This is a genomic window from Mesorhizobium sp. M0051 (genome assembly GCF_040323235.1).
In the GTDB taxonomy this organism is placed as follows: domain Bacteria; phylum Pseudomonadota; class Alphaproteobacteria; order Rhizobiales; family Rhizobiaceae; genus Mesorhizobium.
Map to the genome: position 1 here is coordinate 137001 of NZ_JAMYUT010000009.1, position 20388 is coordinate 157388.

The 20388-nt window shown below is 63.3% G+C and carries 20 protein-coding genes and 1 tRNA gene; 8 read left to right on the top strand and 13 right to left on the bottom strand.

Translation table 11 applies throughout. The features are described from left to right. The first annotated feature begins 79 nt into the window (after window positions 1-79). Window positions 80-1075, top strand: coding sequence for a DMT family transporter (locus NKJ90_RS11960; RefSeq protein ID WP_023761340.1), 996 nt, complete (start codon window positions 80-82; stop codon window positions 1073-1075). A 91-nt stretch (window positions 1076-1166) separates the two neighbouring features. After that, complete coding sequence (locus NKJ90_RS11965) at window positions 1167-1955, top strand: DUF1194 domain-containing protein (protein ID WP_050589578.1); 789 nt, start codon at window positions 1167-1169, stop codon at window positions 1953-1955. 192 nt (window positions 1956-2147) lie between these two features. Here NKJ90_RS11965 and NKJ90_RS11970 read toward each other — a convergent pair whose 3' ends face one another. From NKJ90_RS11970 to NKJ90_RS12000, 7 genes are all read right to left on the bottom strand, one after another. Beyond that, on the bottom strand, window positions 2148-3128 hold the full coding sequence (locus NKJ90_RS11970) for a 2-dehydropantoate 2-reductase (protein WP_023761342.1): 981 nt from the start codon (window positions 3126-3128) through the stop codon (window positions 2148-2150). Between the two features lie 2 nt (window positions 3129-3130). Further along, window positions 3131-4657, bottom strand: coding sequence for an acyl--CoA ligase (locus tag NKJ90_RS11975; RefSeq protein WP_023761343.1), 1527 nt, complete (start codon window positions 4655-4657; stop codon window positions 3131-3133). 90 nt (window positions 4658-4747) lie between these two features. After that, window positions 4748-6334, bottom strand: coding sequence for a gamma-glutamyltransferase (ggt, locus tag NKJ90_RS11980; protein WP_023761344.1), 1587 nt, complete (start codon window positions 6332-6334; stop codon window positions 4748-4750). Between the two features lie 63 nt (window positions 6335-6397). Next, window positions 6398-7198: an ABC transporter permease gene (locus tag NKJ90_RS11985; protein WP_023761345.1), complete on the bottom strand. Its 801-nt coding sequence runs from the start codon at window positions 7196-7198 to the stop codon at window positions 6398-6400. Beyond that, on the bottom strand, window positions 7195-8121 hold the full coding sequence (locus tag NKJ90_RS11990) for an ABC transporter permease (protein WP_023761346.1): 927 nt from the start codon (window positions 8119-8121) through the stop codon (window positions 7195-7197). Before NKJ90_RS11990 ends, NKJ90_RS11985 begins: the two co-directional genes overlap by 4 nt. Then, window positions 8118-9203, bottom strand: a complete 1086-nt coding sequence (locus tag NKJ90_RS11995) for an ABC transporter ATP-binding protein (RefSeq protein WP_023761347.1) — start codon at window positions 9201-9203, stop codon at window positions 8118-8120. Before NKJ90_RS11995 ends, NKJ90_RS11990 begins: the two co-directional genes overlap by 4 nt. Window positions 9204-9274: 71 nt before the next feature. Then, a complete protein-coding gene (locus tag NKJ90_RS12000) occupies window positions 9275-10315 on the bottom strand; it encodes an ABC transporter substrate-binding protein (RefSeq protein WP_023761348.1) in 1041 nt (346 codons plus the stop codon). A 238-nt stretch (window positions 10316-10553) separates the two neighbouring features. On the opposite strand from NKJ90_RS12000, the gene NKJ90_RS12005 reads away from it, so the two are divergent. Next, the gene (locus tag NKJ90_RS12005) at window positions 10554-11255 is read left to right on the top strand and encodes a GntR family transcriptional regulator (RefSeq protein ID WP_023761349.1); all 702 of its coding nucleotides are present in this window, start codon (window positions 10554-10556) and stop codon (window positions 11253-11255) included. A 40-nt stretch (window positions 11256-11295) separates the two neighbouring features. Here the strand turns inward: NKJ90_RS12005 and NKJ90_RS12010 are convergent, their stop codons facing one another. The 3 genes from NKJ90_RS12010 to NKJ90_RS12020 form a co-directional block, all read right to left on the bottom strand. After that, the gene (locus tag NKJ90_RS12010) at window positions 11296-11502 is read right to left on the bottom strand and encodes a hypothetical protein (protein ID WP_023761350.1); all 207 of its coding nucleotides are present in this window, start codon (window positions 11500-11502) and stop codon (window positions 11296-11298) included. 93 nt (window positions 11503-11595) lie between these two features. Beyond that, window positions 11596-12354: an SDR family NAD(P)-dependent oxidoreductase gene (locus tag NKJ90_RS12015; RefSeq protein ID WP_023761351.1), complete on the bottom strand. Its 759-nt coding sequence runs from the start codon at window positions 12352-12354 to the stop codon at window positions 11596-11598. A gap of 297 nt (window positions 12355-12651) precedes the next feature. Then, window positions 12652-13557: a LysR substrate-binding domain-containing protein gene (locus NKJ90_RS12020; protein ID WP_023761352.1), complete on the bottom strand. Its 906-nt coding sequence runs from the start codon at window positions 13555-13557 to the stop codon at window positions 12652-12654. Between the two features lie 108 nt (window positions 13558-13665). Between NKJ90_RS12020 and NKJ90_RS12025 the strand changes: the two genes are divergently transcribed. Together NKJ90_RS12025 and NKJ90_RS12030 are read left to right on the top strand one after the other, a co-directional pair. Next, window positions 13666-15060 (top strand): FAD-binding oxidoreductase, encoded by a 1395-nt coding sequence (locus tag NKJ90_RS12025; RefSeq protein ID WP_352486121.1) that lies wholly within the window; start codon window positions 13666-13668, stop codon window positions 15058-15060. Between the two features lie 191 nt (window positions 15061-15251). Beyond that, window positions 15252-15500, top strand: coding sequence for an MFS transporter (locus tag NKJ90_RS12030; protein WP_023761354.1), 249 nt, complete (start codon window positions 15252-15254; stop codon window positions 15498-15500). On the opposite strand, the gene NKJ90_RS12035 is transcribed toward NKJ90_RS12030, so the two are convergent. From NKJ90_RS12035 to NKJ90_RS12045, 3 genes are all read right to left on the bottom strand, one after another. Continuing rightward, complete coding sequence (locus tag NKJ90_RS12035; protein ID WP_245266806.1) at window positions 15485-15622, bottom strand: hypothetical protein; 138 nt, start codon at window positions 15620-15622, stop codon at window positions 15485-15487. The genes NKJ90_RS12030 and NKJ90_RS12035 overlap by 16 nt on opposite strands. Before the next feature lie 100 nt (window positions 15623-15722). Then, a tRNA-Arg gene (locus NKJ90_RS12040) sits at window positions 15723-15799 on the bottom strand. Between the two features lie 313 nt (window positions 15800-16112). Further along, on the bottom strand, window positions 16113-17606 hold the full coding sequence (locus NKJ90_RS12045) for an ATP-binding protein (RefSeq protein ID WP_023761356.1): 1494 nt from the start codon (window positions 17604-17606) through the stop codon (window positions 16113-16115). A gap of 280 nt (window positions 17607-17886) precedes the next feature. Here NKJ90_RS12045 and rpmH point away from each other — a divergent pair, with 280 nt between their 5' ends. The 3 genes from rpmH to yidC are packed head-to-tail and all read left to right on the top strand — an operon-like array spanning window position 17887 to window position 20220. Then, entirely contained in the window at window positions 17887-18021 is a 135-nt protein-coding gene (rpmH, locus tag NKJ90_RS12050; protein WP_008833937.1) for a 50S ribosomal protein L34, read from the top strand. A gap of 16 nt (window positions 18022-18037) precedes the next feature. Continuing rightward, window positions 18038-18391 (top strand): ribonuclease P protein component, encoded by a 354-nt coding sequence (gene rnpA / locus NKJ90_RS12055; protein ID WP_023761357.1) that lies wholly within the window; start codon window positions 18038-18040, stop codon window positions 18389-18391. A gap of 14 nt (window positions 18392-18405) precedes the next feature. Further along, the gene (yidC, locus tag NKJ90_RS12060) at window positions 18406-20220 is read left to right on the top strand and encodes a membrane protein insertase YidC (protein WP_023761358.1); all 1815 of its coding nucleotides are present in this window, start codon (window positions 18406-18408) and stop codon (window positions 20218-20220) included. Window positions 20221-20388 lie beyond the last annotated feature (168 nt).

The following is a 20388-nucleotide window of genomic DNA, read 5'->3' on the forward strand; positions in this document are numbered from 1 at the left end:
CGTGACGCAAGGTCAATTAGCCTTCGCTGAATTAGGGCCAGCCGAGTCAGCAATAGGCTTTGGCTCGAGGGGGTGGCGGGTGTCCAAGACTAGAGCCAATTTGCTGCTGCTGTTTGCAGCCGCTTTGTGGGGCCTCGGCAATGTCGCGCAAAAGACGGTACTTGCTCATCTCGACCCGCTGAGCGCCGTCGGCCTGCGCTGCCTGATCGGTGGGCTGCTTGTGCTGCCTTTCGTCTTGACCGAAAGGCGACTGCCCGCCGGGCCGGGCTATCTTTCCAGCCTGGCCAGGGTGGGCGTTCTGTTTGCCATCTCCATCACGCTTCAGCAGCTTTGCTATCTCGGCGCCACGGTCACGAATGCAAGCTTCCTGGTGAGCACTGCAACGGTGATGACACCACTGGCCGCCTGGCTGCTCATCGGCGAACGTCCGACAGCGAGCCTCACCGCTGCCGCCGGGCTGACCGTGGTCGGTGCCATGCTCTTGTCCGGCGGGATCGCCGGTCTCAGCAGCGGCGACCTCACCGCCATCCTGTCGGCTGGCTGCTATGCGCTCTGGATGGTCGAGCTTGGTCGGCACATGCAGGCGCATGCGCGCCCGTTCACTGCCGCGGCGACACAGTTCCTCGGCGCCGCCGCCTTCGCCCTGCCGCTCGGGGCACTGCAAGGCAACCTGTCGCTGGCCGCAGCATTTGCAGCCGGCCCGGAACTCGCAGTCCTCGGCGTATTCTCCACCGCAATCGCTTTCGGCATGCAGATTGCCGCCCAGCGCTTCACCTCCGCTAGTCATGCCGCTGTGATCGTCAGTGCCGAAAGCGTCTTCGGGGCGTTGGGCGCGGCGATCTTCCTCGGTGAACGGAACTCATCCGGGAGCGCACTGGGTGCCGCGATCATTCTCGGTGCGATCCTGTCGGTCGCAATGTCGAATCGAACGCCGCAGGCACGCACGCCCTCGCTGGCCGGTCCGGTTCCCTTCGACGCGGCGCCCGCCTTTGCGGCTGTGCCTGCAGCCTGGGCGGGGAATCGTCTTGCTCTCAATTCAGGTCCAAAGGAGGAATGTGATGACCCTTGCGGTTGATGCGAACGTATTCCCAACCCGACGGCCGCCCCGCACGTCTGCACCGACCGGCTTTCGCCGGCAGGTTCGGGCGATACTCAGCGGCATTCCGATGCCGACGAAACGATCGACCAGAGAACCGGCAAGACGGATCAATTCGTATTTGAGAGTGGCGGGGACACTTGCAGCTTCGGTGTTTTGGGGACTGCAGGCACACGCAGCCGACGTTGATGTTGCCGTTGTATTCGCTGTCGACTTCTCGTCCTCGATCGATCCAGAGGTTGCCGATCTACAGCGCGAGGGTCATGCCGCGGCGCTTACTTCGCCGGAGATCATCGCGGCCATCACGCGGAACTACGTTGGCTGCATCAGTGTGGCCTACTTTGAATGGTCGAGTCCCGGGCACACACGCATTGTGCTGCCGTGGACAAGCATCTGCGGGCTGGAGGATGCCAGAGCGGCCGCGTCGGTGATCAGCAAGAAAGGCGATACCGGCGTTACCCGTAGAGGGCGAAGAGGAACATCCGTTTCCTCCGCTATTGACGTCGGTAGTCTTCTGCTCGACCAGTTTCCGGGAAAGGCGGCCAAGAAAGTAATCGACATCTCCTCCAACGGCGAGAACAACGATGGGCTTCCTGTTCAACCGAGCAGGCTGAACGCCATTGCCAAGGGGTATACGATCAACGCGATCGCCATTCCAACGCAAGATGAGAATCCCGATCAACCGTTGGCGTCTTACTTTGCCCAATCGGTCATTGGCGGTTCGCAAGCCTTCGTCATAACGCCGAAGGGGCCAAACGACTACGCCATTGCCCTTCGCCGCAAACTGGTCACCGAAGTAAGCATGGACGTCGGCCGACAGTTCCCGCCACCGGCCGATGATCGCACTTCAAGCCAGTGATCCCGGAACCTTGAGGAGAGTTGAGCCTAAGCCGGCCTGTCCCGAGCTGGGCGGTATTGGTCGACGATCGCAACGGCTCCGAAAGTAAAGTGGTCGTTAGCCGTTGCAGCGGATGCCGCCATCAACCAGCGCGCGCCCCTGCACATCATTGGGACAGAGCAGCGGCTTCAAGCCTAGACGCGCCGCTCCCCCTCACCCATAACACCCGCGCTCCACCGCCAGCCGCCGCACCAGCGCCAGCACGGCATCGATGGTGGGTGTCGGCTTGTCCGTTAGCCGGCCAAGTTCCTGGACTGCGGCCACCAGCGCGTCGATCTCCATCGGCCGGCCGCGCTCGAGGTCCTGCAGCATCGAGGTCTTGTGTTCGCCGACATCGCCGGCGCCCTTGATGCGCCGATCGACCGCTATGGGGAAACGCACGCCGAGGCTTTCGCCTATCGCCTGCGCCTCCAGCATCATGGTGCGGGCCAGCGTGCGGGTGCCGTCGTCGGCAACGATCGCCGCCAGCGTGCTGCCGGTCAGCGCCGAGATCGGGTTGAAGGAAAGATTGCCCCACAGCTTGACCCAGATCTCGCTGCGTATGTCGTCGCGCACCGGGACCTGCAGTCCGGCCTTGACCATTTCCTCGGCCAGAAGCGTAACCCGCTCGCTGCGCTCGCCAGACGGTTCCCCAAGCGAGAAACGCTTGCCCTCGACATGGCGGATGAGCCCGGGCGCATCGACTTCGACGGCGGGGTAGACGACCGAGCCGATGACGCGCTGCGGCCCGATCCGCTGCCAGATTGCGCCGCCGGGATCGACCGCGTTCAGCCTGGTGCCTTCGAGCGGCCCGCCAACGCCATGGAAGTACCACCACGGCACGCCGTTCTGCATGGTGACGACCGATGTGTGGTCCCCGAGCAGCGGCGCGATCTGGTCGAGGGCCGGGGTGAGGGAGTGAGCCTTCAGTGCCACCACGACATAGTCCTGGGCGCCAAGTTCCTCTGCCTTGGCGACGGCCCGGACGGGGACCGAAATTTCCCGGCCATCCTCGATCAGGCGCAGGCCATTTGCCTTGATCGCTTCCAGATGGGCGCCGCGCGCGACGATCGAAAGATCGGTCCGTCCAGTGATGGCAAGCTTGGCCGCGAGATAGCCGCCGATCGCGCCGGCGCCGAAAATGGTGATCTTCATCGTCAAAGCCCGAGTTTGGCGGCGAGGCCGATGCGCTGCAATTTGCCGGTCGCGCCCTTGGGGATCTCGTCCAGGATCAGGATTTTGCGCGGCACCTTGAAATCGGCAAGCCGCGTCGCGGCATAGGTGCGGATGTCGCCCTCGGTAGCACTGATACCATCGCGCAGCACAACCGCCGCCGCCACCTCGTCGCCAAGCTTGTCATGCGGCATGGCGAAGGTGACGACCTGCGCCACCGCCGGATGGTCCATCAGCACATCGTCGACCTCGAGCGGCGAGATCTTTTCGCCACCGCGATTGATGATCTCCTTGAGCCGTCCGGTGACCCTGAGATATCCGTCATCGTCCAGCACGCCCTGGTCGCCGGTGTGGAACCAGCCATGTGCGAACGCCGTGGCGTTGGCATCCGGGTTCTTCTCGTAGCCATCCGTCACATTGGGTCCGCGAATGACGATCTCGCCGGTCTCGCCGGCCTTGAGCAGTCGCCCGTCGGGAGCCATGACGGCCACGTCCGGACCGGCGGAGGCGCCGACGCTACCCGGCTTGCGCAGGCCCGGCGGCAGCCGGTTCGACGCCATTTGGTGCGCGGCCTCGGTCATCCCGTAGGATTCGATCACCGGGCAGCCGAAGGTCGCTTCCAGTTCGGCCATCACTTGCGCCGGCAGCGACGCCGAGGACGAACGGATGAAGCGCAGACGCGCCGCTGCCAGCACCTCGGCATTGCGCGCTGCGCGCGGCAGGATCGCCTGATGCATGGTCGGCACCGCCGTGTACCAGCTCGGCCGCGCCTCGCCCAGCCACTGGAAGAAGCGCAGCGCGTTGAAGCCGGGCGTGCAGTAGATGCTGCCGCCTGATGCCAACGACGACAGCACGGCCGCGATCAGGCCGTGAATGTGGAACAGCGGCATGATGTTGAGGCAACGGTCATCGGCCGTCAGGCCAAGCGTCGCACGAATATGGGCGGCCGAGGCCGCGATGTTGGCATGGCTGAGCGGCACCAGTTTTGGACGTGATGTTGTGCCGGAGGTATGCAACAGCAGCGCGATGTCATCATCCCGCGCCATGTCGGGCGTTGCCGGCGGTCCGATCGCTGGGCCCTCGATGGCAAAACTGCCGGCCGGTGTGTCGGGCTGCACGACAAGCCGCAGCACGCCGATGCCGAGGCGTTCGGCCACCGTCACCGCCGGTCCGGTCTCGCCCTCGGCGACAAGGATCGCCTTGGCGCCGATGTCCGTCAGGTAGAAATCAAGCTCGTCGACCCGGTAGGCGGGATTGAGTGGCGCCGTCGAGGCGGCGGCCGCCACGGCGACGAAGGCGGCGGCCATCTCGGGCCCGTTCGGCAACACGATGGCCACCCTGTCGCCCCGGCCGATGCCGCGCGCATGCAGCTGTTTCGCCGTGTCGGCGATCAGGTCGCGCAAACCGCCATGGGTTAGCGTCGCCCTGTCGGGCGCCGAAATCGCCGGCGCATCATCGGTGCCGGCGGCGAGACGGCGGGAGAGGTCTTTGGGATTTGCAATATTGGTCATGATCACCGGTTGGATTTCGAACGACTATTGGCGGGAGCCCCGCTAACGGGCTTGCCTCGATATGGATACGCCATTGGACAACGGATCGCCTCAGTAGCCAAGCGCCAAACCATCCTTGCGCGGATCGGAGGCGCCGGTCAGCGTCCCTTTCTCCCAGTCGATCAGCACCACCTGTCCGCCACCAAGCGGATGATGCGGTTCGGTGATGCGGTGGCCGCGCCGGCGCAGACCGTCGATCGCTTCGGCGGGCACGTTGCGTTCGGCCTCCACTGTATCGTCATTGTAGAACACCCGCGGGGCATCCAGCGCCTGCTGCGGGTCCATGCCGAAGTCGAGCATGTTGGTGAGCAGATGGACATGGCCGAACGGCTGATAGCCGCCGCCCATGACGCCGAACGGCATCACGACGCGGCCGTTCTTCGTCGCCATGCCCGGCATGATCGTGTGCATCGGCCGCTTGCCGGGCGCGATCGCGTTCGGGTGCGTCGGATCGAGGCGGAAGCTCGAGCCGCGGTTCTGCAGCACGATGCCGGTTTTCGGGCTGACCACGCCGCTGCCGAACGAATAGTACGTCGAGTTGATGAAGGAGACGGCGTTGCGGTCGCGGTCGACGATGGAGATGTAGACCGTGTCGCTGCCGGGCAGGTCCACGCGCGGCAGGTGCGTCATGGCGCGGTCGCGGTCGATCTCGGCGCGCAGCCGGTCGGCATAGGCGCTGGAGAGAAGCTCTTTCACCGGCACCGGGACATGATCCTGGTCGCCGACGTAGCGGTCGCGGTCGCGATAGGCCAGCCGCCCGGCCTCGATCTCCAGATGCAGGCGTTCGGCGCCGTTGGGGTCCAGCCCGCCAAGCTTGAAGCCCGACAGCAAATTCAGCATCAAAAGCGCCGTCAGCCCCTGATTGTTCGGTGGCATCTGGTGGATGTCATGACCGCCATAGGAGGTGCTGACCGGCGTCACATAGTCGCCTCTGGTCGCGGCAAAATCCTCGGCCGAATGAAGGCCGCCCAACTCGTTGAGCCGGCGCACGATATCGTCGGCGACGGCGCCTTCGTAGAATCCGGCGCGGCCATGCGTGGCGATGATGCGCAAGGTGGTCGCCAGTTCCGGCTGGCGGTGGACGTCGCCGGCCTTCGGCGCTTTGCCGCCCGGCAGGAAGATGCGCGCGGCATGTTCGTCGGCCGAAAGATCGGTCTCCGGCTCGGCCCAGTCGACGGCGACGCGGTCATGCACGACATAGCCGTTTTCGGCATAATGGATGGCCGGCGCCAGCGCTTCGGCAAGGCCCTTGCGGCCATAGTCTTCGAGCAGGCGGCTCCAGGCATCGACGGCGCCCGGCACGGTGACCGCGTGCGGGCCCTGCAGCGGGATGCGGTCGAAGCCTTTTTCCAGATACCAGTCGACCGTCGCCTTGGCTGGCGCTCGGCCTGAACCATTGAAGGCCAGCACATTGCCTTGCCCTGCCGGGCTATAGAGCACGAAACAATCGCCGCCGATGCCGGTCGACTGCGGTTCGACCACCGCCTGCACCGCGGCGGCGCAGACGGCGGCATCCATGGCATTGCCGCCGGAGCGCAGCATCTCGATGGCGGCAAGGGTTGCAAGCGGATGTGACGTTGCGGCAACCGCCTCAGTGGCACGAACCGGCGAGCGGCCGGGAAACTGGAAATCACGCATTCTGTCTGGATATCCCCTAGTCACTTCTGCAAATTGGTCACTTCTTCGAATTGGTCATCTGAATCAATGCCGCCGCCCGAAGATCTGCGCAACCGACAACAGCACGACCGAGAGCACGATCAGGCAGGTCGAGATGGCGGCGATCGTCGGGTCGATCTGGTCGCGCAGCGCGTTGAACATGCGGCGCGTCAAGGTCGTGGTCTCGCCGCCCGAGATGAACAGCGAAACCACCACTTCGTCGAAGGAGGTGATGAAGGCAAACAGCGCGCCAGAGATGATCGAGAAGCGGATCTGCGGCATGGTCACCTGCCAGAACGCGGCGACACGTCCGGCGCCAAGGCTGCGCGCCACGCGTTCCTGGTTCATGTCGTAGGAGCGCAGTCCCGACAGCACGGTCAGCACCACCAGCGGCAAGGCCTGCACCGTATGCGCGATGACCAGCCCGGTCAGCGTGTTGTTGAGCCCGATCCGCGCATAGAGGAAGAAGGTGCCGATGCCGATCAGGATCACCGGCACGATCAGCGACGCCGTCAGCAGCGCATTGATGGTGCCGTTGAAGCGCAGCGTGCCCCTGTTGATCGCGTAGGCTGCGGCGGTGCCGAGCGGTGTCGCGACGAACACGGTCATGACAGCCACCTTGACCGAAACGATGGTCGCGTCTCGCCACTCCAGCGACTGGAAATAGGTCTGGTACCAGCGCAGCGACCATTGCTGCGGCGGGAATTGCAGCAGCGTCGAATCCGAAAACGACATGATGACGATGATGATCGACGGCGCGATCAGGAACAACAGCACGAGACCGCCGAGGCAGTAGAGCCACAGGCGTTGCCGGTGCGAAATAGGCAGGCCGATGTCCTCGCTCATCGTGAACTCCACACACCGGTGGCGCGCGCGCCGAGCAGCCACTGGAACAGGCCAAGAAGCGCCAGTGTAACCACCAGCAGCACCACGCCGAGCGCGGCACCCGCCCCCCAGTTGGAATAGAGGCTGGTGGTCTGTTCCATGCGCATTGCCCACATGATCACCTTGCCGCCGCCCATCAGCGCAGGGGTGACGAAGAAGCCCAGGCACAGCACGAAAACGATGACCACGCCCGAGGCGAGTCCTGGAAGCGACAGCGGAAAGAAGATCTGCCGGAAGGTGGCGACCGGACCGGCGCCGAGGTTCATGCCGGCGCGCAGGCAATCGGTGTCGATCGTCTTCATCGAGGCGTAGAGCGGCAGCACCAGGAACGGCAGCAAGATATGCGTCATGCCGATGACCACGCCCGACAGATTGTTGGCGAGCGACAGCGGTTGGCTGATGACGCCGAGGTCGATAAGCCAGCTGTTGATCAGCCCCTTGCGCTGCAGGATCACCAGCCAGGCATAGGTGCGCACCAGCACCGATGTCCAGAACGGCAAGATGACGAAGATCAGGCAGATCGACGCCGCCCGGCGCGGCAGTTGCGACAGCATGTAGGCCAGGGGATAGCCAAGCAGGACACAGGCGCCGGTGACGATGAAGGCGACCTTGAAGGTGGTGACGAAGGTCTTGATGTAGGAGGCCTGCTCGAAGAAGCGCGCATAGTTGGCGGCGCTGAAGGCGCCGGCCTCGTCGAACAGCGACAACCAGAACAGCCAGCCGATCGGCACGATGATGATGGCGAAGACCAGGAACAGGCTGGGTGACAGCAGCGCCAGCAGCCGGAGCTGCTCGCGCCGCGCATCGGCGCGCAGCGCTTGCGCGTTGAGGTCCCGACCGGGGCCGCCCGCAGTCTCGTTCAGAAGGACGGATTGCGCGCTCATCGCTCGGCCGCCACCAGGATCGTGTCCTGCGCATCGAGGCCGAGACTGATCGGCTGGCCGGGAGCCGGCATTCTGGCCAGCACGTCGCTGCGGCAATAGTCGCGCAGCGTCAGCTGGCGACCGTCGCGCAGCGCCGCGTAGCAGACGAAGCTGTCGCCCTGGTAGATGATGTCACTGAGCGTCGCGTCGAGTACATTGACGCCGCTTTGCGGTTCGGCGTTTGCCAGCAGCCGCAGCTTTTCCGGCCGCACCACCATCAGGTGCAGGCCCGATGCAGGCGCCGGCGCTGCGGTGTGGATTCGTCTGTCCTCGTACCAGACCGACCCATTGCGGCACTCGACCGGAATGAAATTCGATTCGCCGATGAAGCCGGCTACAAACCGCGTCCGCGGCGTGGCGTAGAGGGTTTCGGGTTTGTCGAGCTGTTCGATGCGTCCGCCGTTCATGACGGCGATGCGATCCGACATGGTGATCGCTTCGCGCTGGTCGTGCGTGACATAGACCGTGGTCATGCCAAGCCGCCGGTGAAGGGCACGCAGCTCGATCTGCATATGCTCGCGCAGGCCCTTGTCGAGCGCCGACAGGGGTTCGTCCATCAGCACGATGCGCGGCTCGAACACGATGGCGCGCGCCAGCGCCACGCGCTGGCGCTGGCCGCCGGAAAGCTGGTCGACCCGGCGCTCACCCAGGCCCTGCAATTTCACCAGATCGAGCGCCTTCTCGACGCGCTCGGCCGTCTCGGCGGCAGCGACGCCGCGCTGCTTCAGCGGAAAGGCGATGTTGTGAAAGACGTTCATATGCGGAAACAGCGCGTAGTTCTGGAACACCATGCCGATGTTGCGCTTGTGCGGCGGCGTGGTGATGATCTCGTCATCGCCGACCCTGATCGAGCCGGCATTGGCCCGCACGAAGCCGGCCAGGATCATCAGCAGCGTCGTCTTGCCGGAGCCGGAAGGCCCGAGCAGCGTCAGGAATTCGCCGGCCTCGACATCAAGGTTGAGGTCACGCAGCACCGACACGCTGCCAAATCGTTTCTCGATCCGGCGCATGCCGATCGGCAGCGCGGATGGCGCAATGGACAAGATCATCGTCTCCTAAGCAGGGGCGGCAGAAGCAGGGCGAGGCGCCGCCCTGCCGTGGTTTGGGCTGCGGCCTATTGCTGGACCAGATTGTTGAACTTTTCCGTCGCCTCGACCAGATTGTCGCGCCAGAACTCGGGATCCTGCAGCACCTGCTTCTTGACGTTTTCGGGCGACGAATTGATGTCCTTGATCCGGTCCGGCGGGATCTTGCCGGTCTCGAAGGCCTTTTCGTTCGCTGGCCCATTGTCGACATAGAGCGGCAGATTGGCCTGCAATTGCGGGCTGACGAACATCGCCAGCGCCTTCATCGCCGCCTCCTTGTTCTTAGCGCCCTTGGGAATGACCATGCAGTCGGCGGTCAGCACACCCTGGTCGAAGGAGAAGCTGACCGGCGCGCCTTCCTTCTTCAAGGTGCCGGCGCGGCCGTTCCAGATGCTCGCCATGTCGACTTCGCCGTCCTTGACCAGCTGCATGGCCTGGGCGCCGGAGGTCCACCAGGCGTCGACATGGCTGCGGATCTTGTCGACCGATTTCAAGGCGCCGTCGATATCGACCGGATAGACCTTGTCGATCGGAACGCCCTCGGCAAGTGCGGCAACGCTCAGCGTTTCCGTCGCCTGGCTGCCGCTCAGCGCGCGCCGTCCCGGGAATTTCTCGACGTTCCAGAAATCGGCCCATGTCTTCGGACCTTTGTCGCCGAAAACATCGGTCCGGTAGATGAGCACGACCGACGTGTAGGAAATGCCTACCCAGTCGTCATGGACGAGCTTCGGGTTGATGCCGCTCTTGTCGATGATGCCGTAATCGAGCTTCTCGAACAGCCCTTCCTTCGAACCGCGCGCGCATTCGTCGGCGCCGAGTTCGGTGATGTCCCATTTCACCGCATTGCCGGTCACCTGCAGCCGCACGTCGTCGAGGCCGTTGGTGGTGTCTTCCTTGATCGTGATGCCGAGCGCATCGGCGGTCGGCTTGAAGAACGCCTTGGCCTGCGCCTCCTGATAGGTGCCGCCCCATGAGGCGACGGTGATGGTGTCGCCCGCCATTGCGGGGGCAGCGAGCGAGGCCATGAGGCCGGCAACCGCAACAACGCTAACGCTTCTTGTCCTGTTCATTTTCGGCTCTCCAACCGGTGTTCCCATTTGTTTTTGATTTCGCATGCTATCTTGTATACAATTTTGAGTGTAGCCTAGCGGTCGATCTTGTCAACACCGACCGGCGCGATCGGATGAACGCGTTTCGTGCCGGACAAAGTGGCGGGGGACGGGCCTCGCCGGGCGTGGCAAATTACGCCGACTGCGGCTACAGCTATGCGTGTTCCGGCTGAAAGACCGGAGAAGTGGGAAGGGAATCTTGGCCAAGGAAACCAAAGATACGCTGCGCGACTCGGTCTATTCCTCGCTCAAGGCGATGATCGTGACCGGCCAGATTCCGCCGGGCTCGCGCGTCACCGAAAACGACATCGCCGTGAAGCTCAGTGTCAGCCGTACGCCGGTGCGCGAGGCCTTCAACCGCCTCGAGCGCGATGGGCTGGTCACCGGCAGGCCCCGCCAGGGCTATGTCGTCACCGAATTCGACATCAACATGTTCCGCGAGGCCTTCGACATCCGCGAACTGCTCGATGGCCATGCGACGGAACTGGCAGCAACCGCTGCTACGGAACAGGACAAGGCGCGGCTGCGCGCGATGCTGGCCGAATGCGAGCGGCTGGCCGCCATTCCGGAATGCACCAACAGGGAAAAATTCCAGGAGCTGGAAGTCGGCATCGACCTGCACCGCGTCATCGCCGAAATCAGCGGCAACGTGATGCTGCACGGCATGCTGTGCGGCATCCTCGACAAGTGCCAGCACTATGTCTGGACCGAGCTGCTGTGGCTGGACGAATGGAAGATTGCCCGCGACGAGCACACCGAAATCGTCGACGCCATCTGCGCCGGCGACGCCGGCCGCGCCGGCACATTGGCGCGCGCCCATGTGCGCGGATCGCGCGACAATGTGCTGCGCCTGCTGCAGGCCAAGTCGGACTATCGGAATTTTCTCGCTAAGGCGTCGTGAGGAACCACCTGGACGCTACCGATGCGCGCCGCGAGAATGATCAGTGTGTGGTGGGATCAATCTGGCGGAGGCGCGAGCGCGCTTCAGCCACATTTTTTTGCTCGGATCTGATCCGGCAGCACAGGGCAAGGCTGATGCCAACGCCACGCTCCTCGTCCAGCATCTCGTTCGCTCGCTTGAGAAAGACTTCCGCCCGCTTGACGCGCTGCCTGGCTCTCGCCAGTTCCAGTTCCAGATGGTCGTGCATTATTCCGCACCCTTGAGGTTTGCGGTCCCTTCATGGGAAAACCGCTGCTGAGCGGTTTGGTTCCCGCCGATTGGCGGATGTGCCGATCGACGTTCAGCCCTTGCGCTCCTGCAGGCTGTTGCCGCCGTCGACCACCAGCAGGGCGCCGTTGACATAGCTGGCGCGTTCCGAGGCCAGGAACATCACCGCTGCGGCCACTTCGTCGGGTCGCCCGGCTCGCGCCGGCGGCGTATGCAGGGCAGCTTGCCGCTCCATCTCGCTCGACGAACCCGTTTCGATCCAGCCGGGGGCCACGGCGTTGGCCGTAATGCCGCTTTTCGCCACTTCCAGCGCCAGCGTGCGCGTCAGGCCGACCATGCCGGCCTTGGCGGCGGAATAGGCTGATGTGCCTTCGAAAGACACCAGCGGCCCGGTGACCGATGTCACATTGACGATGCGCCCGTAGCCCGCTTCGACCATCGCCGGCAGGAACGCACGGGTGACCAGAAACGCGGTCTTCAAGCTGACGTCGATCCCCTGATCCCAGTCGGCCTCGGTCATGGCTAGAAACGCCTTGTCGACCGATGGCGATGCCAGCGAGCCCATGCCGGCATTGTTGACCAGTATATCGACCGTGCCGACATCCGCCCGCAGCCGCGCGACATCGGCGGCTTTGGTGAGATCGGCAATTGCGGCGTTCGCATCGATGCCTTCGGCACTAAGCTCGGCGGCGCGATCGAGCACACGCGCACTGGCGCCGGTGAGGAAAACCGCGTGGCCGGCACGGCCGAGTTGCCGGGCAATGGCAAAGCCGATGCCGTCGGCCGCACCTGCCCCGGTGATTAAGGCGCGCTTGATGGTGGAAGAAGGCATGGTCAAATCAGGCTCCGCGGGTTTCCGCCTGTCCCGCACTGTCGCAATCAACGAACCATAGTCCATGGATGAATTTGGCGCGCCATCACAGGTGATGATGAGAACTATGTCTACGCGATTGCCCTCCAAAGTGACACTCGGAAGCAGACCGGAACTTGCTGAAATCACGGCGGGTTTCCGGCCGCTTCCTCCCACGCCGTCAAACGGCTGGAAGAAAATCTGTTGGGCGTCTTCGCTGCCATGGCCCCATCCTCTTGAGAGCCAAGCTTGGCGCGGCTCATCCCAGATTCGACAGTCTCATGCGACGGTTCTCATCCACGCCAGGAAGGACTCTATCACCGCGGATCTCGGACTGTGGGGCATCCATACGATATAAAAACTGTAGCCCGGCAAGGATAATTGATGCGCTTTGACGAGCGAGCCGTTTTCCAGTTCACGGCCAACCACGACATCACTACAGATCGCAATGCCTTGCCCGGCGACAACCGCATCGATCGCATGCAGTTCCTCGCGGAAGCTCAAATCCCAAGCTTTGTGCGGGATTAGGTCTGGATCGATTGAACGGGCCGTCGCTAGCCACCGGGGCCAAGTGGGAGCGTCCGGATCCCGGTTCATCCAGTCGAAATGGATCAACGGATAACGCAGGAGATCAGCAGCACGCTCAATCGTTCGCCCGTCGCTTGCCAATAATCGGGGACTGCATATGGGAAAGAAGGAATCACGGCATATCTCCTGCGCGGCAAAGCCCAAAGGCGAGCGACGTGTGTAGCGGATCGCCACATCTGCGGCGCCGGCGCGTAAATCGAGTACTGCGTCCGTCCCGATGATATCCAGTGGTACGGCCGGGTTGGCCTCTCGCCATTTAGGCAATCGAGGCACCAGCCATCGACTCGCGAAAGCGTTCGGGCTTGTCACCCGCAATGGCGCTTGAAAATCTGGCTCGGCGACTGCGGCAAGGGAGCCGGAGAGAAGATCAAAGCCGTTGCGGAGTATAGGAAACAGTCGCGTTCCCGCACCCGTCAACACGAGCGGGCGCGGTCGGCGCTGGAACAGCTTGCGACCGCATATCTCTTCCAACAAGCGGACGTGGTGGCTGATCGCTGTCGGCGTCACGCCGAGTTCCGCCGCTGCGGCTTTGAAGCTGCCGTTCCGAGCGACGGCCTCGAAGGCGTGCAAGGCGCGGAGAGGCGGGCAGTTTCTCATGCCGGCAGTGTAGATGAGTTCCTCTCACCTAGCAGCTAAGAATTTCGCTTTTGCAGAAGGTTGCGTCTCTGTGAGATCATAGTCCTGCCAGAACCGAGGGCGATACCGATGGAGATTCCGCGACAGACCGAGGCGCTATTGGGCCGATCCCATTCTCCGAGTGCGGCGATTGAACTGCTCCGGCAAGGCTTGCGGGGCGAACTGGTGTTGCCGACGGACGCTACCTACGACCAAGCACGCGGAGTCTGGAACGGGGCGATCGACAAACACCCTGCTGCAATTGTCTTTTGCGCCGATCCCGCCGACGTCGTCCATGCCGTGACCTATGCCAGGTCACAAGGCTGTCTCGTGGCGGTACGCAGCGGCGGCCACAACGTCGCCGGTCTGTCCGTCTGCGACGATGGGATGGTGATCGATCTATCACGCATGAAGAAGATCGCAGTCGATCCTGGGCGTCGCATTGCCAGGGCCGAAGCTGGTCTGACCCTCGGCGAGTTCGACGCAGCCACGCTGGCCCACGGCCTTGCGACGACCATGGGCGTCAACAGCGACACTGGTATTGCCGGCCTCACGCTGGGTGGAGGCTTCGGCAAGCTCGGACGAAAGCACGGCCTGAGTTGCGATAATTTGATCGCGGCTGAAATTGTCACGGCCGACGGACGGCTGTTGCGAACAAGCGCCAGCGAGTATCCCGAACTGTTCTGGGCCTTGCGAGGGGGCGGGGGCAATTTCGGCATCGTGACGACGTTCGAATACCGGCTGCACCCGCTTAGCCCGAACCTTCTCGTGGGCTCGGTGCTTCACGATTACGATCATGCGCGCGAGGCCATGCGGTTTTACGATGGATTCTCCCGCGACGCCCCGGACGAGGTGAGCGTCGATGCCGCGCTCGTCACGCTGCCCTCGGGCGAGCGTGCCTTCAGCATCTCGGCTTGCTATGTCGGGTCGCCCGAAGCGGGCGAACCAGTCATCGCACCGCTGATGAAGTTCGGATCCCCCATCGACAGTCGCCTTCAAGCCATTCCTTATCTTCAGATCCAATCGGCGGCCGACAGCCTCTTTCCACGCGGGCGACGCTATTACTGGAAAGCGCAGTTCATGCGCGAGATCAGCGATGGCGCGATCGAGGCCCTGCTCGACGCTTACGCGCGGGCTCCCAATCGCTCCTCCCTGTTGGTTTTCCAGCAGGTCGGCGGCGCGATCGCTCGCATGCCCGCATCGCACTCGTCCTACGCCAATCGCGATGCGGCCTTTGACTGCTTCCCGATCGCGATCTGGGACGATCTGGCCGATGACGAGGCAAATACCCGCTGGGCGCGCGACCTGTGGAATGCGGTCAGACCATTCTCGACCGGTGGCGTCTATGCCAACAATCTCGGTGATGAGGGTGACGAGCGCGTGCGTGATGCCTACGGCGCCAATTATGCGCGCCTCGCTTCTATCAAGAAGCAATACGACCCGACCAATTTCTTTCGATTGAATCAGAACATCAGGCCTGAATAGTTCGGAACAAACATAACGGCGAACCGTGCGCCGTCGCTGGACGATCCTTGCTGTCCTGTTTGTCGCCCGCGCCGCAATGGCGTTTCGGTTTCAGAGCGTCGGCGCCGTCGCGCCTCTTATCAGCGATAGCGTCGGAGCGAGCCTGGCCGACATCGGCATTCTAATCGGCCTATCTTGCACCGGGAGTCGCATTGGCCCTGCCTGGCGCGACCATCGGCCAGCGCTATGGCGATAAGGCGACCGTTCTTGCCGGGCTCCTGATGATGCTGGCGGGTGAAATGCTGATGGCGGCATCGCCGTTCTGGAGCCTGCAGGTCGGCGGCCGATTGATAAGCGGCACTGGCGGCGTTCTCCTGAACGTCCTGATGACCAAGATGGTCGCCGACTGGTTTGCCGGCCGGGAAATCGCAACCGCCATGGCCATCTACATCAACTCGTAGCCAGCGGGCATCGCTATCGCTCTCATGCTGCTGCCGGCAATCGCAACGACATTCGGGGTGACCGCCGGGGCCATTGCCGTTTCGGTCCTGGCCATCGTCGGCATCGGCCTGATGACCTTCATCTACCGCACCCCGGAGGTACCGCCCGCTGGTGGCGTCGAACGCTCTGGCATTTCGGCGGGGACAAATGGCGTTCGCAAATCAGGACGATTTAGAGTCAAATGGCGCGCCCGAAGAGATTCGAACTCCTGACCCCCAGATTCGTAGTCTGGTGCTCTATCCAGCTGAGCTACGGGCGCGCAACAGGCCATGCTTTCCATGGCCCCGCGATCCGATCGTGAACGACCGGCCGCGACGAGACGTGTTCCCTAGCGACTGAATTTCGGAAAAGCAAGCCGATCCGGCAAAAGTTTTGTCGCAGGCGTGTCATCCGGCAATGATGGCCCGTTTCCCAGCGCCTCAAAACCACCAAAGCGCATCGTGTCCGGGCGGCCACAAGTGATGCGCTTCCGATGCATCACGTCCGCCCAAAGCCGGAGACGCCTTCGGGTGACATGTTTCTGCAAGGAAAGGAGGAAAGATCGGTCGCCGGGGCAAAACAGCGCCGATCCGTCATGCCGGGCGGCGCAGGCCGTTGCTGCGGGCCTGGTCGAGCCGTGCCGGCTGGTCGGGAATGGTGACCGCGAATGTGGTGCGCCCGCCAATGCTCTCGACCAGCTCCACCGTGCCGCCATGCGCCCGGATGAGTTCGTGCGCGATCGCCAGTCCAAGGCCGGTGCCGCCGCTGCGGGCCGAGCCGCGGAACGCCGCGAACAGGTTCTCCCGCGCCTTGGGCGGCAGGCCCGGTCCGGTGTCGCTGACGGCGATGCGGCTGACGCTGCCCAGGCGCACGGCCGACACGGCCAGGCGGCGCACCAGGGCGCTTTCACTGTCTGCAGCCATCGCCTGCACGGAATTCCGGCACAGATTGGTGAGCACGCGGAACAGCTGATCGGAATCGGCGTCCACCTCGAAGGTCGGCTCGACGGAATTGACGAACTCGATGCCCTGCCCGATGTCGAGCAGGCCGTGCACGTCCTCGACCAGCTGGCGCAGCCTCAAGCGTCGGCGCGCCGGTGGCGGCTCCTGCGTGCGGCCATAGGCGAGCACGCCTTCGGAATAGGAGACGGCTCGGTCGAGCGCGCGCAGCAGTTTCGGCGCGAAGGCCTGCACGGTCGGGTCCTTGACCTGGCGCAGGCGGTCCGACATCAGCTGCGCCGAGGCCAGGATATTGCGCATGTCATGGTTGATCTTGGAGACGGCAAGGCCGAGGTCGGCAAGGTGCTTCTGCTCGGAGAGCATCTTTTGCAGCCGTTCCTGCATCTGCGACAGTTCGCGCTCGGCAACGCCGATCTCGTCGGCGCGGGCGGCCGGGTGGATGATGCGCCCGGGATCGTCGGGGGCTTCCGAAAAGGACAGCATCGAGCGCGTCATGGTCCGGATCGGCCCGATCATGATCAGGTCGATCGCGGCATAGACCAGCATTGCGGTGAACAGCGAGATCAGCAGCGAGACGAAGGCGACGTTGCGCGAGTATCGCAGCATCGCATTGCGCAGGCTGTTATCGGGCATGATCAGCTCGAACTCCTTGTCCGAGTCACCGACAGGCCCGAAAACGCGCAGCATCCGGTCGCCGCCGAAAAACAGCGTGTCGAGTGCACCGGTCATGCCCTTGATCATGCCGATGCCGGCGATATCGATGTGTTCGTCGACCTTCGGCGGCATTTCGGCCACCACCAGCAGCCGCGAGACGCCACCGTCACGCACCGCGATCGCCTTGGCGCCGATCGCCATCAGCACGTCGTTCTGGGCCGTGCGTGACAGCGAGGTGGGCTCACCCTGCACCAGCACGATCGACACCGCCGCCGCCGTGCTCAGCCGCTCCTTCAGCCAGTTCAGCCGGTAGCTGGCGATCCAGGGCAGGAAGATCAGCACTTCGGCCAGCAGCACGAAAACGATGGTCAGCAGCAGCAGCTTGGTCGACAGGCCGCGCGACAGCGGCACCGTGCGCACGATGGTGGGTTCGGCCGTGCCGGTCCCTTCCTGCGCTTGTATGGTTTCGCTCATGCGGTCCATGTCTTCACAATCACTTGATCAACGCAGATTAGGCGATTACGGCTTTCTTGCCAATTTCATCCTTGGTCGGAAACATAAACCGGCCTGGACGACGCCGGGGTTTCGGCCCGACGACGCCGGATTGACTTCCAAAAGCCTTCTTTCTATAAGCCCGCACACGCTCGGGCCATTCGTCCCGGCGCGGTTTCGATCGCGCCAAAGCCGGCCCGGCAAAGCTCCTGTTACACAGTGACAGAATCAAGAAGGGCCGCACCCCGCGGTATTAAAACAAATGAAGCGTACCTACCAACCGTCCAAACTCGTCCGCAAACGTCGGCACGGCTTCCGTGCCCGCATGGCCACCAAGGGTGGTCGCGGCGTCGTCGCAGCTCGCCGCAATCGCGGCCGCAAGCGGCTCAGCGCCTGAACGGAAGACGAGATCGTTGCCCGCAACCGGCAAGCCAGTGGGACCAAATCCCCAGCGGCTTCTGAAGCGCGCGGAATTCCTGGCCGTCCGTCGTGGTGAAAAGCGACGTGGGCGGCTTTTTCTCGTTGAAGTTCTCGACCGCGGCGACGGCCTGTCGCCGCGCGTCGGTTACACGGTCACCAAGAAGGTCGGCAATGCGGTTATCCGCAACCGCGTCCGGCGGCGGCTGCGAGAAGCCGTCCGTACACACGCTGCATGTGACATGGCGCCTGGCAATGACTATGTCATCGTCGGGCGCGAAGACGTGCTTACCATTCCGTTCGGCCAGTTGAAGGCCGAACTCTCCCGCCGACTGCGCGGAACACGATAGGCCAAGGGCTTTCGATGGAAAACAACCGGAATTTCTTCATCACCATCGCATTGTCGGTGCTGATCCTGGCCGTATGGCAATATTTTTACGTGTTGCCGCGCAGCGAGCAGCAGCGCGAGGCGGCGCGCGTCGAACAGCAGCGCATCGAGGAGCAGAAGAAGGCCGCCCAGGGCACCAATCCCGGCACCGACACCGGAACGCCCGCTGCTCCTGGCGCCATTCCGAACGCACCCGGCACCGATGCCGTGACGCCGGCCGGTCGCGAACAGGCGCTGGCCACGACGACCCGCGCCAAGATCGATACGCCGAGCCTCGAGGGTTCGATCAACCTGACCGGCGCCCGTCTCGACGACCTCAAGCTCAAGCACTACACCGAGACGGTCGACAAGAACTCGCCCGAGATCAGCCTGCTCAACCCGGCGGCACTCCCCAATGGCTATTATGCCGAGATCGGCTTCGTCGGTAATGACAAGACCGGCGCGGTGCCTGGTCCGGAGACGGTATGGGCCGTCGACGGCAATGCGACGCTGACGCCGGCGACGCCGGTCACCCTGACCTATTCGAACGACAAGGGCCTGACCTTCAAGCGCACCTTTTCCGTCGACACCAACTACATGTTCACGGTTTCCGACACGGTGCAGAATGCGGGCACGGCTGCCGTCTCGCTGTCCAATTACGGCCGCGTCACCCGGTTCGACAAGCCGCTCGTCGCCAGCACCTATGTGCTGCATGAGGGCCTGATCGGCTTCACCGGCACCGAAGGCCTCCAGGAACACAAATACGCGTCCATCGAAAAGGACAAGCAGGCCACGCCGGGCAAGTCGACCGATGGCTGGCTTGGCATCACCGACAAATACTGGGCGGTGACGCTGGTGCCGACGGAGAAGCAGCCGTTCCAGCCGCGCTACGCCTATTTCGAGGACGGCCGCCATCGCTACCAGTCTGACTTCCTGACCGATCCGATCACTGTCGATGCCGGTCAGTCGGCGACGGTGGAGAGCGAAATCTTCGCCGGCGCCAAGGAAGTCGCCAAGATCAACGCCTATGCGGAAGACCGTCACATCAAGCGGTTCGACCTGTTGATCGACTGGGGCTGGTTCCACTTCATCACCAAGCCGATGTTCTGGCTGATCGACACGCTCTACAAATTCTTCGGCAATTTCGGCCTGGCGATCCTCGCCACCACCGTCATCGTCAAAGCCATCTTCTTCCCGCTCGCCAACAAGTCCTATGCGTCGATGGCGAACATGAAAAAGGTGCAGCCGAAAATGCTCGAAATCCGCGAGAAATACGCGGACGACAAGATGAAGCAGCAGCAGGCGATGATGGAGCTGTACAAGACCGAGAAGATCAATCCGCTCGCCGGCTGCTGGCCGGTGGCGCTGCAGATCCCGGTCTTCTTCTCGCTCTACAAGGTGCTCTACATCACCATCGAGATGCGGCACGCGCCGTTCTTCGGCTGGATCCAGGATCTGGCGGCACCCGATCCGACCTCGATCTTCAACCTGTTCGGCCTCGTTCCGCTCACGCTGCCGCACATGCTGATGATCGGTGTCTGGCCGCTGATCATGGGCGTCACCATGTTCCTGCAGATGCGCATGAACCCGACGCCGCCGGATCCGACGCAGGCCGCGATCTTCACCTGGATGCCGGTCATCTTCACCTTCATGATGGCGGGTTTCCCGGCCGGCCTCGTCATCTACTGGGCCTGGAACAACACGCTGTCGATCCTCCAGCAGGGCGTGATCATGAAGCGCCAGGGCGCCAAGATCGAGCTGTGGGACAATCTGGTTGCGCTGTTCCGAAAGAAACCGTCGCCGGCAGAATAGCAGGCGTTGCCTACGCGAAATCAAAAGCCCCGGTCAGTTCATTGCCCGGGGCTTTTTTGTCGGCGAGGCATCCCATTCCAACCGATTTCCAATCTGCGGCGAAACTTTGGCCTGACGCACCTCGTAACTGCGCTTTGCCATTCCCTGCGGCATGCGCTTCGGCACGCC